The 15560-nt window shown below is 54.6% G+C and carries 13 protein-coding genes; 4 read left to right on the top strand and 9 right to left on the bottom strand.

The window, feature by feature from the left end; all coding sequences use genetic code 11:
• Positions 1 to 31: 31 nt before the first annotated feature.
• From cobB to lolC, 5 genes are read right to left on the bottom strand one after another with little or no spacing between them, the layout of a single operon-like run.
• A complete protein-coding gene (gene cobB / locus B2Q93_RS00445) occupies positions 32 to 853 on the bottom strand; it encodes a Sir2 family NAD+-dependent deacetylase (protein WP_040076117.1) in 822 nt (273 codons plus the stop codon).
• Between the two features lie 15 nt (positions 854 to 868).
• Entirely contained in the window at positions 869 to 1780 is a 912-nt protein-coding gene (nagK, locus tag B2Q93_RS00440; RefSeq protein ID WP_286931586.1) for an N-acetylglucosamine kinase, read from the bottom strand.
• Between the two features lie 53 nt (positions 1781 to 1833).
• The gene (gene lolE / locus B2Q93_RS00435) at positions 1834 to 3078 is read right to left on the bottom strand and encodes a lipoprotein-releasing ABC transporter permease subunit LolE (protein ID WP_040076119.1); all 1245 of its coding nucleotides are present in this window, start codon (positions 3076 to 3078) and stop codon (positions 1834 to 1836) included.
• The gene (gene lolD / locus B2Q93_RS00430; RefSeq protein WP_040076120.1) at positions 3078 to 3779 is read right to left on the bottom strand and encodes a lipoprotein-releasing ABC transporter ATP-binding protein LolD; all 702 of its coding nucleotides are present in this window, start codon (positions 3777 to 3779) and stop codon (positions 3078 to 3080) included. The genes lolE and lolD overlap by 1 nt, the downstream gene beginning before the upstream one ends.
• The gene (gene lolC, locus B2Q93_RS00425; RefSeq protein WP_207293487.1) at positions 3772 to 4971 is read right to left on the bottom strand and encodes a lipoprotein-releasing ABC transporter permease subunit LolC; all 1200 of its coding nucleotides are present in this window, start codon (positions 4969 to 4971) and stop codon (positions 3772 to 3774) included. Before lolC ends, lolD begins: the two co-directional genes overlap by 8 nt.
• A gap of 268 nt (positions 4972 to 5239) precedes the next feature.
• Here lolC and B2Q93_RS00420 point away from each other — a divergent pair, with 268 nt between their 5' ends.
• From B2Q93_RS00420 to ldtC, 3 genes are all read left to right on the top strand, one after another.
• On the top strand, positions 5240 to 6301 hold the full coding sequence (locus B2Q93_RS00420) for an acyltransferase family protein (protein ID WP_233802216.1): 1062 nt from the start codon (positions 5240 to 5242) through the stop codon (positions 6299 to 6301).
• A gap of 128 nt (positions 6302 to 6429) precedes the next feature.
• Positions 6430 to 9876, top strand: a complete 3447-nt coding sequence (gene mfd / locus B2Q93_RS00415) for a transcription-repair coupling factor (protein ID WP_233802218.1) — start codon at positions 6430 to 6432, stop codon at positions 9874 to 9876.
• Positions 9877 to 10017: 141 nt separating this feature from the next.
• Positions 10018 to 10971 carry a L,D-transpeptidase LdtC gene (gene ldtC / locus B2Q93_RS00410; protein WP_249220520.1) on the top strand — a complete coding sequence of 318 codons (954 nt, stop codon included), beginning with the start codon at positions 10018 to 10020 and terminating at the stop codon, positions 10969 to 10971.
• 77 nt (positions 10972 to 11048) lie between these two features.
• Here the strand turns inward: ldtC and bhsA are convergent, their stop codons facing one another.
• On the bottom strand, positions 11049 to 11306 hold the full coding sequence (gene bhsA / locus B2Q93_RS00405; RefSeq protein ID WP_040076128.1) for a multiple stress resistance protein BhsA: 258 nt from the start codon (positions 11304 to 11306) through the stop codon (positions 11049 to 11051).
• A 245-nt stretch (positions 11307 to 11551) separates the two neighbouring features.
• Here bhsA and B2Q93_RS00400 point away from each other — a divergent pair, with 245 nt between their 5' ends.
• A complete protein-coding gene (locus B2Q93_RS00400) occupies positions 11552 to 12187 on the top strand; it encodes a TetR/AcrR family transcriptional regulator (protein ID WP_046885690.1) in 636 nt (211 codons plus the stop codon).
• A 540-nt stretch (positions 12188 to 12727) separates the two neighbouring features.
• On the opposite strand, the gene B2Q93_RS00395 is transcribed toward B2Q93_RS00400, so the two are convergent.
• The 3 genes from B2Q93_RS00395 to ycfP form a co-directional block, all read right to left on the bottom strand.
• Positions 12728 to 13267 carry a glycine zipper 2TM domain-containing protein gene (locus B2Q93_RS00395; protein WP_072039520.1) on the bottom strand — a complete coding sequence of 180 codons (540 nt, stop codon included), beginning with the start codon at positions 13265 to 13267 and terminating at the stop codon, positions 12728 to 12730.
• Positions 13268 to 13464: 197 nt separating this feature from the next.
• Complete coding sequence (locus B2Q93_RS00390) at positions 13465 to 14769, bottom strand: NAD(P)/FAD-dependent oxidoreductase (RefSeq protein WP_040076133.1); 1305 nt, start codon at positions 14767 to 14769, stop codon at positions 13465 to 13467.
• A gap of 238 nt (positions 14770 to 15007) precedes the next feature.
• Entirely contained in the window at positions 15008 to 15550 is a 543-nt protein-coding gene (gene ycfP / locus B2Q93_RS00385) for an alpha/beta hydrolase YcfP (protein ID WP_040076135.1), read from the bottom strand.
• Between the last annotated feature and the right edge of the window lie 10 nt (positions 15551 to 15560).

Below are 15560 nucleotides of genomic sequence, written 5' to 3'. Positions count from 1 at the left end.
TTACGGTGAGGGCCTGCGCCCTCACCTCTTTTTACAATCCCTTCAGTAACTTTTCTACGAACGCCGGCACCACTTCACTGGCCAGACCGTATTGTTTCTCTTCAAATTCGCTCCCCACCTGACTCGGTTCAAGATTAAGCTCTACCGTATGCGCCCCCTGCAGTTTGGCCTCATGGACGAACCCGGCTGCGGGATAGACATGCCCGGAAGTGCCAATGGCGATAAACACATCGGCCATCGCCAGCGCACTGTAGATCTCATCCATACCCAGCGGCATTTCGCCGAACCAGACGACGTGCGGGCGCAGCGCCGACGGAAATTGACAGCAGTGGCATTTGTCATCAGGGGTGACATCGCCAGTCCACTCCAGCACCTGGCCGCTCCAGGCGCAGCGTACCTTGAGCAGTTCACCGTGCATATGGATAACATTCTTGTTACCCGCGCGCTCATGGAGATTATCGATGTTCTGCGTCACCAGCAGGAAACGGTCGCCCAGCGCCTCTTCCAGCCTCGCCAGCGCCAGATGCGCCGCGTTAGGGGCAATTTCAGCAGATTGCAGCTGACGGCGACGCGCATTGTAAAACGACTGGACCAGCTGCGGGTTACGGGCAAAGCCTTCCGGCGTTGCGACGTCCTCCACACGGTGCTCTTCCCACAGCCCATCAGCGGCCCGGAAGGTGCGAATGCCTGACTCTGCGGAGATCCCTGCTCCGGTCAGCACCACTACTCTCGGTTTTTCCATTAATTCTGGCATTACCTGATCTCTGAAGAATATTCGTTGGCGTAAGCGTTCACGCAAGCGACGTTTATTTCTGCGAAAACGGGTGAGGCGATGTGACCGACGCGACAACATAAAAACCTCTTCTGGCTAGCGGCTGAGGTGCAGGAACGCCGCACCGCGCATTCCCCCGGCATCCCCATGGCGCGCTTTTTCAATGCGCGGCAGGCGGGCAACCGGCAGCAAATGCCGTGGTAAACGTTCTGATAACCGCTCCGTGATCGCGGTAAAGTTTGATAACCCGCCGCCAATGACCAACAGGTCAGGATCGACGACGGTAAGTATGTTACCCAGACAGACCGCCAGCAGGTCGAGATAGCGCTCAACATGCGCTTTCGCCTGTTCATCTCCCTGATTCCACAGGGCGATGATTTCGGGTGCCTGCATTTTTTGATGATAGAAGTGTTCATACAGCCATGCAAATCCACGGCCTGACAGGTAATTCTCAATGCAGCCATGCTGGCCACAACCACAGCGGATAAGCGGGAAATCGCGACCGACGACCTCCAGCGCATCGACAGGAAGCCGGATATGACCAAACTCGCCGGTTATATAACTGCGGCCGGTGATCGGTTTGCCATCAATAATAAGCCCGCCGCCGACGCCAGTGCCGAGAATCAGCCCCATAACCAGTGGATAACGGCGAAACTCATCGTCCCAGGCTTCAGAGAGGGCAAAACAGTTTGCGTCGTTATCCAGACGCACATCGCGCGCCAACAGGCGGGTGAGATCCGCGCGAAGGGGTTTACCGCTGGCCGCAGGCACGTTAGCGGCGTAGAGCGTGCCATCATCGGTTTCCGGCATGCCGGGAATACCTATCCCCACGCTGCCTGTCACACCAAAGCGCGCATCGGCCTGCTCCACCAGCGCGACGAGGGTGGTTAAGAATTCATCGTAGCTTTCATGCGGCGTAGGAACGCGGGTTTCCCACTGCAGTTTGAGATTCTTATCAAACACGCCGAGCGCAATTTTGGTGCCGCCAATATCAAATCCGTAATACATAGTGCATTCCTCTTTCGATATAGCGGCCTTGCGATCGCTACATCAAGACGTAATTACTGGCCACTTAGCACCCTCGCCGGATCGATTCGGCTTGCGCGACGCGCCGGATACCAGCTTGCCAGCAGACTCAACAAAAGTGCTGTAATCAGCACATAAACGACGTCCAGCCAGTGCAATTCAGACGGCAGGAAGTCAATAAAATAGATATCGCCAGAGAGGAACTGATGGCCGATTAGCCGCTCAATTCCATTGATAATTGGGGTGAGTTGCAGAGAAACCACTACGCCAATCACTACACCACAGAGGCTTCCCAGCAGCCCGGCGAGCAAACCATACCAGACGAAAATGGCACGAATAAGACCGTCTTTGGCGCCGAGAGTACGCAGCACCGCAATGTCGCCACTCTTGTCCTTCACCGCCATCACCAGCGTCGAGACAATGTTAAAGCAGGCCACGCCAATCACCAGCACCATCGCCAGATACATAATGGCGCGGATCATCTGAATATCGCGATACATATAGCCATAGGTGCCAATCCAGCTCTTGATATAGACATAGCTATTGGTCACTTCGCCTGCGTCGCGCACCAGCTTGTTAGCGTTAAAGACGTCGTTCACCTTGATGGCAATACCGGTGACGCTGCTACCCATATCCAGATACTGACGGGCATCTTCCAGCGGGACCATGGCAAAGCTGTGATCAAGCTGGCCGCTCAGCTGCAGGATGCCGGTAACGTGCAAGCGCACGCGCTTCGGCTGCTGCAATTTATGATCGGCGCTGGCATTCGGGATCATGATCGAGACCCAGTCGCCCTGCTTCACTTTCAGCGCGTCGGCAACCCCTTTGCCTATAATGATCTGTTGTTCGCCCGCTTTAAAGCCCGTCCATGCGCCGTCTTTCACAAATTGCGGCAATGCGCTCAGTTTCTCTTCCTGACGAGGGTTAACCCCCTTTACCTGAATCGCGCGCAGGTTAACGCCGCTCTCCACCAGGCCGGTAAAGTTAATATAAGGCGCAGCGGCAGCTACACCGGGCACCTTCTCTACTTTATTTAGCGCCTCGTTCCAGTTATTCCAGGGTTGATTAACCGGCTCGATCTCGCCATGCGGCACCACCGCCAGAATACGGTTGTTCAGCTCGCGCTCGAAACCGTTCATGGCGCTCAGGCCGACGATTAATACCGCCACGCCCAGCGCGATACCCACGGTGGAGATCACCGAGATCAGCGATACCATGCCGCTACGGCGGCGGCCACGGCTAAAGCGCAGGCCGATAAGTAACGATAATGGTGAAGCCATTAATCTGCCCCCATCAGGGTCAGTTCCGCATTCAAACGGCCGTCGCGCATCTCAAGCTGGCGCGACATCCGTTTCGCCAGCTGCAGGTCGTGGGTCACGACCAGAAAGGCTGTACCCTGAGAGGCGTTCAGTTCACCTAACAGCTGGAAGATGCTGTCGGCGTTACGGGCATCCAGGTTACCGGTCGGCTCATCCGCCAGCACCAGACGCGGATTATTGACCAACGCGCGGGCAATGGCCACGCGCTGGCGTTCACCGCCAGAGAGTTCCGATGGACGGTGATTACCACGATGGCCCAGACCAACTGCATTCAGCATCGCGCTGGCGCGTTCATTGATCTCTGCCGGTCTCTTTTTACCGATCAGCAGCGGCATGGCCACGTTTTCCAGCGCGGTAAAATCGGGCAGCAGATGGTGGAACTGATAAATAAAGCCCAGCTCGCGGTTACGCAGATCGGCCTTCGCCGTTGAAGACATGGTACTGAGCGGCGTACCGGAGAAGATCACATCCCCGGAAGTGGGGGTATCCAGTCCGCCCAGCAGGTGCAATAAGGTACTTTTGCCAGAGCCAGAGGTCCCGACAATGGCCATCATCTCCCCCTCTCCTACGCTGAAGCTGACATTGTGCAGGACATCAGTCTGCACGTTGCCTTCCTGATAGCGTTTGCACAGGTTGTCGCATTGCAACAGGATCTTATTCATAACGTAAAGCCTCAGCGGGTTGAGTGGCGGCAGCGCGCCAGGAAGGGTAAAGCGTAGAGAGCAGCGCAATGGCCATCGCGGCCAGCGCGATACCCACGACCTGCAGCGGCTCAATGGCGACCGGCAACGCCGCACCATCAAGCAGTGCGCCGATAATAGGCATTAAATTGTTCAACTGGCTGGCGAGCAGCGCCCCCAGTACGGCGCCCAACAGCGCACCGACAATCCCGGCGCTGGCCCCCTGAACCATAAAGACCGCCATAATCTGGCGCGGCGTCAGCCCCTGGGTCTGGAGAATCGCCACCTCGCCCTGCTTCTCCATCACCATCAGCCCCAGCGAGGTAATGATATTAAACGCCGCCACGGCGACGATCAGGCTCAGCAGCAGGCCCATCATATTCTTTTCCATGCGTACGGCCTGGAACAGCTCGCCTTTACGGTCGCGCCAGTCCTGCCATTTGGTCCCTTCTGGCAGGGTCTGCTGGCTGAGCACGTCAACCTTCAAAGGTTCATTCAGCCACAGACGCCAGCCGGTGATATTGCCCGCCGGGTAGCGCATCAGGCGTGAGGCATCCTGAATATTCACCAGCATCTGATAGCCATCGACTTCACTGCTGGCGGCAAAGGTGCCAATCACATTAAAGAGACGCTGGCTCGGCAGGCGCCCCATCGGCGTAAACTGGCTGGCAGAAGGCACCATGATCCGGAGCTGATCGCCACGGTTTACGCCCAGTTGCCCGGCCAGCTGTTCGCCAAGGATCACGTTATATTGGCCGGGCTGCAGGTCGGTCTGCTTCACATTAACCAGATAAGGGGTGAGCGGATCTTTTTGCGCCGGATCGATACCGAGCATCACGCCTACCGCCACGCTGCGGGCGCTTTGGAGCACCACATCACCAGTGGTAAGCGGCGCGACGCGGTTTACGCCCTGCAACTTCACCGCGCTTTCCGGTAGCTGTTGAGGGTTAACCGACCCGTTGGCAGAAGAGAGAACGGCCTGCGGCATCAGCCCCAGAATATTGTTTTGCAGCTCGCGCTCGAAGCCGTTCATCACCGACAGCACCGTCACCAGCGCCATCACGCCAAGCGTAATGCCAATGGTAGAGAGCCAGGAGACAAAGCGACCGAAGCGGTCCGCGGCGCGCCCACGCATATAACGTAAGCCTATGAATAGTGCGACAGGTTGGTACATGAAATCCGTCTGTTTGCTGATAGCAGACCCACGAGTATATAAGCGAATCCGTGAAGCGTAAATGACTGAAACCCTAAGCTTTGCTTCTCATTTTTCCGAAAAAACAACGGAAATCAGTCAGCTAAGGTCACAATTGTGGACAACTTAGCCGCAAACTCCCTCCACCTTTTCTTAAAAACGCCCGGATACAGACTCTTACCCATTACATCACCAGCGCCCCTTAGCAGACTTAACGGTTCGTTTTTGGCAATACAGGTATCGGTTTCCGATGAAACAAAAAGCATTATGGATTAATCAGATAAAAGGACTTTGCATCTGTTTAGTGGTCATTTATCACTCAGTGATCACTTTTTATCCGCATCTGGATGCACTACAACTTCCCCTTTCAGCGCTGCTGGCGAAATGCTGGGTCTACTTTAATCTTTATCTCGCCCCTTTTCGTATGCCGGTATTTTTCTTTATCTCCGGTTTTTTGATTCGCCGGTACATCGACGAGGTGACCTGGCGTGACAGTATCGATAAACGGATCTGGAGCATCGTCTGGGTGCTGATTCTGTGGGGCGTTCTGCAGTGGCAAGCCCTGAGCCATATCAACGCCTGGCTGGCACCCGAGCGCGAACTGCCCCACGGCTCCAATGCCGCTTACGCCGCTACCTTACCGGACTTTATCAAAGGCATGCTCACCGCCAGCACCAGTCTCTGGTATCTGTACGCACTGGTGGTCTATTTCACCCTGTGCAAATTCTTTAGCCGCTGGAAATTGCCCATGATCGCCCTGCTGGCGCTGGCAAGCCTGGCGATTAACTTCCTGCCATTACCCTGGTGGGGCATGAACAGCGTTGTCCGTAATGCCATCTACTACAGTCTGGGGGCCTGGTACGGCGCACAGCTGATGACATGGATGAAAGGGCTGGCGCTGCGTCGTAACGTGCTACCGGTGGCGCTTTTCGCCGCAATTTCGGTCGTGCTGTGGTTTGCCAACGCGCCGCTGCTGCTCTCACTGCTGTCGATTCTGCTGATCATGAAGCTTTTTTACGGCTTTGAGCAGCGCTATAGCGTGCAACCGAACAATCTGCTGAACGTGATTGGCTCCAACACCATAGCCATCTATACCACGCACCGCATTCTGATCGAGGCTTTCAGCCTGTTCTTTATCGGCCAGATGAATGCAGCAACATGGCCTCAGTGGGCGGAACTCACGCTGGTGCTGTTTTACCCGTTTGCCAGCCTGCTGATCTGCACCCTGGTTGGACTGGGTACACGTAAACTGTCGGGCATTCTGTTTGGCGATCTTTTCTTCTCTCCCCCAGCGCTACAGGCTTCACGCTAGCCTCCAGGCGCTCCCGCCGGGGGGCGCCTTCTCCTCCTGTGCGGTTCCGGTTTGCTAAAGCAAAACGATCAAGGATAATAAAGACATTGTGTATCAGTGATATGCCCATAAGAGATCCTGACTAAGCTATGTCTGAACAATATCGTTATTCCCTGCCCAACAAAGCGGGCGACCAACGCCAGTTGGGTGAACTCACCGGCGCGGCCTGCGCCACGCTGGTGGCGGAGATCGCTGAACGTCATCCGGGGCCGGTGGTGCTGGTTGCGCCAGATATGCAGAACGCCCTGCGCCTGCATGATGAAATTCGTCAATTTACCGACAGCCTGGTGTTCAGCCTTGCCGACTGGGAGACCCTCCCCTACGACAGCTTCTCTCCGCACCAGGAGATTATCTCTTCGCGCCTGTCGACGCTGTACCAACTGCCTTCTATGCAGCGCGGAGTGTTGATTGTGCCGGTCAATACGCTGATGCAGCGCGTCTGCCCCCACAGCTACCTGCATGGCCATGCGCTGGTGATGAAAAAAGGGCAGCGTTTATCGCGTGATGCGCTGCGAGCGCAACTCGACAGCGCGGGCTATCGTCATGTGGACCAGGTCATGGAGCACGGTGAATATGCTACGCGCGGCGCGCTGCTCGACCTCTATCCTATGGGCAGCGATCGCCCTTATCGTCTGGATTTCTTCGACGATGAGATCGATAGCCTGCGCGTATTCGATGCCGATACACAGCGAACGCTGGAAGAGGTAGAAGCCATTAATCTGCTGCCGGCCCATGAGTTCCCGACGGATAAAACCGCCATCGAGCTGTTCCGGAGTCAGTGGCGGGATAAGTTCGATGTGAAACGTGACGCTGAACATATCTATCAGCAGGTGAGCAAAGGCACCCTGCCCGCGGGCATTGAATACTGGCAGCCATTGTTCTTCAGCGAGCCGCTGCCGCCGCTGTTTAGCTATTTCCCGGCCAACACCCTGGTGGTGAACACCGGCGATCTGGAAAGTAGCGCAAACCGTTTTGAAAGCGAAACCCGTGCGCGTTATGAGAACCGCGGCGTCGACCCGATGCGTCCGTTGCTGCCACCCGAACAGCTGTGGCTACGCAGCGATGAACTGTTCAGCGAGCTGAAACGCTGGCCGCGCATGCAGCTTAAAACTGAAAATCTCGCAGAAAAAGCGGCAAACACCAATCTCGGTTTCCAGAAACTGCCAGACCTGGCGGTGCAGGCCCAGCAGAAGTCACCGCTGGACAATTTGCGCAAATTCCTTGAAAGCTTTACCGGCCCGGTGATCTTCTCCGTAGAAAGCGAAGGCCGCCGTGAAGCGCTGGGCGAGTTGCTGGGGCGAATTAAGCTCGCACCTAAACGCATTCTGCGCCTCGACGAGGCGACAGGGAATGGCCGCTATCTGATGATCGGTGCCGCCGAGCATGGCTTTGTCGATACCCTCAACAACCGGGCCCTGATCTGCGAAAGCGATCTGCTGGGCGAGCGCGTGGCGCGTCGTCGCCAGGATAGTCGTCGCACCATAAACCCGGACACGCTGATCCGTAACCTGGCAGAACTGCATCCGGGCCAGCCCATCGTCCATCTGGAGCATGGCGTGGGTCGCTACGCCGGGATGACTACCCTTGAAGCAGGCGGCATCAAAGGGGAGTACCTGATGCTCACCTACGCCAACGACGCCAAACTGTATGTGCCCGTCTCTTCGCTGCATCTGATCAGCCGCTACGCCGGCGGTGCGGAAGATAACGCCCCGCTGCATAAACTGGGAGGCGATGCCTGGTCGCGTGCGCGTCAGAAAGCGGCAGAGAAAGTGCGTGACGTGGCGGCGGAACTGCTGGATATCTATGCTCAGCGTGCGGCCAAAACGGGCTACGCCTTTAAGCATGATAAAGAACAGTATCAGCTCTTCTGTGAAAGTTTCCCCTTTGAGACCACACCGGATCAGAGCCAGGCGATCAACGCTGTGCTGAGCGACATGTGCCAGCCGCTGGCGATGGACCGACTGGTGTGCGGCGACGTCGGCTTCGGTAAAACCGAAGTGGCAATGCGCGCCGCCTTCCTCGCCGTGGAGAACAACAAGCAGGTGGCGGTGCTGGTACCGACCACCCTGCTGGCACAGCAGCACTACGATAACTTCCGCGACCGTTTCGCCAACTGGCCCGTGCGCATCGAAATGCTGTCCCGTTTCCGGAGCGCTAAAGAGCAGACGCAGATCCTGCAGGAGGCAAGCGAAGGCAAAATCGATATCCTGATCGGTACCCATAAACTGCTGCAAAGCGACGTGAAATGGAAAGATCTGGGACTGCTCATTGTCGATGAAGAGCACCGTTTCGGCGTGCGTCATAAAGAGCGCATCAAAGCGATGCGTGCGGATGTGGATATCCTGACCCTCACCGCAACGCCGATCCCCCGTACGCTCAATATGGCCATGAGCGGCATGCGCGATCTGTCGATTATCGCCACCCCACCGGCGCGTCGTCTGGCGGTGAAAACCTTTGTACGCGAGTACGATAGCCTGGTAGTACGCGAAGCGATCCTGCGCGAAGTGCTACGTGGTGGACAGGTTTACTATCTGTATAACGACGTGGAGAACATCCAGAAGGCCGCAGATCGACTGGCCGAACTGGTGCCGGAAGCCCGCGTCGCCATTGGCCATGGCCAGATGCGCGAACGCGAGCTGGAAAGGGTCATGAATGATTTCCACCACCAGCGCTTTAACGTGCTGGTCTGCACCACTATCATTGAAACCGGCATCGATATCCCGACGGCGAATACCATCATTATTGAACGTGCGGACCACTTTGGCCTGGCGCAGTTGCACCAGTTGCGTGGCCGCGTGGGCCGTTCGCATCACCAGGCTTACGCCTGGCTGTTAACCCCGCACCCGAAAGCGATGACCACCGACGCGCAAAAACGCCTCGAAGCCATCGCCTCGCTGGAAGATCTGGGGGCAGGTTTTGCGCTGGCGACCCACGATCTGGAAATTCGCGGCGCGGGCGAACTGTTAGGGGAAGACCAGAGCGGCTCGATGGAAACCATTGGCTTCTCGCTCTATATGGAATTGCTGGAAAACGCCGTCGATGCCCTGAAAGCGGGACGGGAGCCGTCGCTCGAAGATCTGACCAGCCAGCAAACGGAGGTCGAGTTACGCATGCCTTCTCTGCTGCCGGATGATTTCATCCCTGACGTCAATACTCGCCTCTCCTTCTATAAGCGCATCGCCAGCGCCAAAAAGGAGGCCGAGCTGGAGGAGATAAAAGTCGAGCTGATCGATCGCTTTGGCCTGCTCCCCGATGCGGCACGTAATCTGCTGGATATCGCTCGCCTTCGTCAGCAGGCGCAGAAACTGGGTATTCGCAAGCTGGAAGGTAACGAAAAAGGGGGCATGATCGAGTTTGCTGAGAAGAATCACGTTGACCCGATGTGGCTGATTGGCCTGCTGCAGAAAGAGCCCCAGCATTTCCGCCTGGACGGCCCGACCCGCCTCAAGTTCACCCAGGAGCTGACGGAGCGCAAGACCCGCATGGAGTGGGTACGAAACTTTATGCGCCAGCTGGAAGAGAACGCCGTCGCCTGATCCCCCTCCCCGGCTTGCCTGACAGGCCGGGGATTTACAAACTCTTTGCAATCTCCTGCCACTTTTCGACACATCTATTCACCATAATTATCAATTAACGTTCAGATAACATGAACCCAATTATTGCTATGGATTTTGGTGATGATGACTCAACGATTTTCTCGCTGGATAACGTTTTTTGCGCTGGTCGCCACCGTCGCCCTGGCCCTCCCTGCGCGGGCTAACACCTGGCCTCTCCCTGCTGCAGGAAGTCGTCTGGTGGGTGAGAACCGCTTTCACGTAGTGGAAGATGACGGCGGCTCGCTGGAGGCAATCGCAAAACGCTATAACGTCGGTTTTCTGGCCCTGTTACAAGCCAACCCGGGCGTCGACCCTTATGTTCCGCGCCCGGGCAGCGTACTGACCATCCCGCTGCAAACATTACTGCCGGATGCACCACGCACAGGTATTGTGATCAACCTGGCCGAACTTCGCCTCTATTACTACCCGCCTGGAAAAAATGAGGTGACCGTCTATCCCATCGGTATCGGGCAGCTGGATAGCAATACGTTAACACCCACCATGGTGACGACCGTCTCGGACAAGCGCGCCAATCCGACCTGGACCCCGACGGCGAATATTCGTGCCCGCTATAAAGCCCAGGGCATCGATTTGCCTGCGGTAGTGCCTGCCGGGCCGGATAATCCGATGGGCCATCATGCTATTCGTCTGGCAGCCTACGGCGGCGTCTATTTACTGCATGGCACTAACGCGGATTTCGGTATCGGTATGCGCGTCAGCTCTGGCTGTATTCGTCTGCGTGATAACGACATCGAAACCCTGTTCCGGGTAATAACCCCGGGCACGAAGGTCAATATCATCAATACGCCGATTAAAGCCTCCGTAGAGCCCGATGGCAGACACCTCGTGGAGATCCATCAGCCCCTGTCGAAAAACATCGAGGACGATCCGCAAACCTTGCCCATCACGCTCAATGCCAGCATGCAGGCTTTTAAAAGCCAGGCTGATGGCATCGTGATGGAAAGAGCGATGGAGGCGCGTTCCGGAATGCCCACCGATGTCACCCGACACGTGGCTGCCAGCCAGTCTATGTAAATAAAAAAGGCCCTGCAGATGCAGGGCCTTTTTTTAGCAGTGGTAAAGCAGTGGCAGTATGAGGGTTTAGCCAGGGCTTATTTATAGATAACAGCAGTACCGTGCAGGTTGTTAGGACCGGCCACGGAGGTGATGCGATAGGATGTTGCACCCATCTCATCAGCTTTTTGGGCCAGTTCACTTTCCAGAGAACTCAGGTTAGTCCCTGCATTGGCAGAAATAGTGCCCACTTTATGCTGATCGGCAGGTGTGGTCTGCACCTGAACCGCGGCGAAGCTGGCGAAAGAGAGGGAACTGAGCAGGGTTGCAGCGATCAAAGTTTTTACGTTTTTCATGATTATAGCCTTTTGACAGATGAATTTGGGGTCGCAAGTTAATTACTTAACGATCGATAGGTAAATCATAAGTGTGATCCCCGTCACGCGTCAACATTATTTTTATAATGATCATTAAATTAATTTCAAATCCTTTATTTTTCATAAAGATATGATTAAATTATTTTTCTGAAATGAGTGCTGGTCGCGCCATGAGATTATTTTTATAATGGTTATTCAACAATCCAACTAAGGTACGACGGCCTATGACAACCACAGTGACGAGTTGCGCTAAAAAAAGCCGTGGCCGACCTAAGGTGTTCGACAGGGACGCGGCGCTTGATAAGGCCATGACACTCTTCTGGCAACATGGGTATGAGGCGACATCCCTCGCGGATCTGGTGGAAGCGACGGGTGCGAAAGCGCCAACATTGTATGCAGAGTTCACCAATAAAGAGGGGCTGTTTCGCGCGGTGCTGGATCGCTATATCACCCGGTTTGCGGCGAAACATGAAGCCCAGCTGTTTTGTGAAGAGAAGAGCGTTGAGCAGGCACTCAGTGACTATTTCACCGCAGTGGCAACCTGCTTCACCAGTAAAGAGACCCCGGCGGGCTGCTTTATGATTAATACCTCCGCCACCCTTGCCGCCTCTTCTAAAGAGATTGCGAATACGGTGAAATCGCGCCACGCCATGCAGGAAGAGACACTTGGTCTTTTTCTGCGCCAACGGCAACAGCGCGGTGAAATCCCGGCCCAATGTGAAACAGACCGGCTGGCGCAGTATCTCAGCTGTGTCCTGCAGGGAATGTCTATCAGCGCACGTGAAGGGGCAACCCTCGAAAAACTTCAGAGCATCACCCGGACCACGCTGCACTTGTGGCCTGAGCTCATTAAGATGTAAACCTGCCACAGAAAGAGGGTTTGGCCTGTTAAACGATAGGCCAAATCTTTCTCATAAATTAAGGCGTTTGCTATCCTTAACTTGTGATTATTGTTCTGCTAATGATTAGCAGCCGTTCAACACAAGTTGCGCAAACGTCATGACGACAATAACAACAATGACGTTTACTCTCCTGAACCCTGTGCGGGCGGCAAAATCGTACTTCTCCTCAAGGACAAAACACTTTCTGACTACACATACAGAAGGATTGATAGAGATGATTTTGCTATTACCATTATTGAAGGTGCTAATAGTAATAACATTGTTATTTGGTCTCTGGATTTTATGTGGTGGTTCTGTGTTATTTGCTTTTATCTCCATCCTGCTTACAGGATGGTTTTTACACCGCCAGCATAATCTCTTCGATATCTGATAACTGTGGACATGAAAAAGACCTTAAACCTGCCGGGATCGAGACGGGCGTTTAAGGTCTTTTTATTGCAGGCATAAAAAAGCTCCCCAGCCTGAGCGAATGGGGAGCAAATGCAGAGTACAGCTTTTTTATGCTTTGTTATTCAGAACCAGCTGACCCTTATCGTTCAGCGGGATCTGGCTGCCAGGATCTTTATCCATACGGATTTTCCCCTGCTGTTCGCCAATTTTGTAGGTCACGTCGTAGCCAAGCATTTTTTCAGACTTGTCATACACGGTCTTGCAACGCTGCTGGGTCGTGGTGTAAGTATCACGATCCTGCATGGCGCCCTGAACCTGGTTGCCGGCATAGCCGCCACCCAGCGCGCCGACAACGGTGGCAACATCTTTACCGCGGCCACCACCAAACTGATGGCCCAGAACCCCACCCGCTACGGCACCCAGTACGGAACCGGCGATACGGTTCTCATCCTGCACAGGCCGACGATGCGTTACGGTGACATTACGGCACTCCTGACGCGGCGTTTTTACGGTTTCTTTAATCGGTGTGGCAGAGACAACCTGAGCATATTGTGGCCCACTCTGAAACACATTAAGACTGGCAACCGCCGCCACACCCAGCGCAGCAGCTACGCCAATCCCTATACCCGCTAACATTGACTTATTCACGGGGCTTCCTCCTTTGTGTTGCTATTGGTAACAATTCTGCAACCAGACAGAGGGGTCTGCAAATGGGATAAAGGATTAAAAATGTGGTACGACAGGGGAAACCGAAGTGATTCAGAGAACTCCTGGACTTTCAGGGGCACTGAAACAGAAGGATCTGCTGAATAAGCCCCTCCGACGAGTGCGGAGGGGCGAGAAGATTAATGCAATTTCAGACGTGGACGTATCACGCGGTTGATTCTGCCTACCAGCATCATCAGGCCTGTTTTGAAGTAACCGTGCAGTGCAATCTGGTGCATACGGTACAGAGAGATGTAGACGAAACGTGCAATACGCCCTTCTACCATCATTGAACCCCGCATTAGGTTGCCCATCAGGCTACCGACGGTAGAAAAGTTAGAGAGCGATACCAGAGAACCGTGGTCTTTGTAGACATAGTTCTTCATCTCTTTCCCTTTGCGCTGCGCCAGGATGTTGTGCAGGACCAGACTTGCCATCTGGTGTGCGGCCTGAGCGCGTGGTGGCACGAAACCGCCTTCCGGGCGGGCGCAGGAAGCACAGTCGCCAATGGCGAAGATATCGGGATCGCGCGTGGTTTGCAGCGTAGGTTCGGTTACCAACTGATTGATACGGTTGGTTTCCAGGCCGCCGATCTCTTTCATGAAATCAGGGGCTTTAATACCCGCCGCCCAGACCATCAAATCGGCCTGAATATACTCACCTTCTTTGGTATGCAAACCGCCCGCATCGGCACTGGTCACCATGGTCTGCGTCAGTACGCGCACGCCGAGCTTGGTGAGTTCGTTATGTGCGGCACTGGAAATACGCGGCGGGAGCGCAGGCAGAATACGTTCGCCTGCTTCAACCAGGGTCACGTTCAGCGCATCGTTCGTTAGCCCTTTATAACCGTAGCTATGCAGCTGTTTCACCGCGTTGTGCAGTTCAGCAGAGAGTTCCACGCCGGTGGCCCCGCCGCCCACGATGGCGATGTTCACTTTACCGCTCGCCCCGAGGTTATTGGAGTACTTCAGGAACAGGTTCAGCATCTCCTGATGGAAACGACGCGCCTGGTGCGGGTTATCGAGGAAGATGCAGTGCTCTTTCACGCCCGGTGTGTTGAAATCATTAGAGGTACTGCCCAACGCCATTACCAGCGTGTCGTACGCCAGTTTACGCTCTGGCACCAGCAGCTCGCCCTTCTCATCACGCAGCTCTGCCAGAGTGATGGTTTTACTTTCACGATTGATATCCACCACGGAACCCAGCTGGAACTGAAAATCATGGTTGCGGGCATGTGCCAGATAGCTCAGGGCGTCCACCCCTTCATCCAGAGAACCGGTTGCGACTTCGTGCAGCAGCGGTTTCCACAGGTGGCTATGGTTACGATCCACAAGCGTAATTTTGGCTTTTTTACCGCGCCCAAGCTTTTTACCTAGCTGCGTCGCCAGCTCTAGCCCGCCTGCGCCGCCGCCCACAATCACTATCTTTTTCAATGGCGTAGTCAACGTGACCCCCTCAAATTATTAACCAATTGTTAAGTAAAAGTTATAGAAATAACCTTTACTTAACAAAGGGTTACCGCACTGAAACCATTCAACACTTTCGAGAATAGCATGTTCGGTGCATTGGTCATACCAAAATTGATATTAATCAAGTTTTGCCGTTTAAATGTTAATCAATTATGGCAAAAGAAAACCCGGCTAACCGAGAGGCGCCGGGTTTTTCTACTGCTTAGCACAGGGATTAGCCGAGGGTTTTAAAGGCTTTTATGCGTTGCAGATGGTGAGAGATGTTTTTGAACTTATGGGTCTGTTCTTCGTCCCAAACAATCTCATAATAGGGATGCAGCAGTTCGGCCGAGCGGTGGCTGTTCAGCGCTTCATCGTGGCGTGAGAGCACGACCAAGCAGCGGTCGCGGTTCTTCTCGCGAAAGTTACTTACGCATTTGGTGGCAATATCGACATACTCTTCCGGGCGGTCGATTTTGCCTTCCATGTTCTCGTTCGGCAACAGATTAGGATTGAAGATCACCTGACGGATATCACAGAGAAAACCGATCCGCTCAGCCCAATAACCGCCCAACCCCACACCGCAGATCAACGGCCGATCGTCGACATTTAATTGCAACATCTTATCCACCTCTTTCAGTAGATGTTGCATGTCGTGCTTAGGATGGCGCGTGCTGTAGCTAATCAGACGTACATCCGGGTCGATAAACTGCAGTTGCAGAACTTTTTCATGGTTACCGGGACTGTTCGAATCAAAACCGTGCAAATAGATGATCATCGTATCCTCG

This window comes from Leclercia sp. UBA5958 (assembly GCF_002430365.1).
GTDB lineage: Bacteria > Pseudomonadota > Gammaproteobacteria > Enterobacterales > Enterobacteriaceae > Enterobacter > Enterobacter pneumoniae.
Note: the sequence above shows the minus strand (reverse complement) of the source record. Positions and strands in the feature narration are given on the sequence as shown.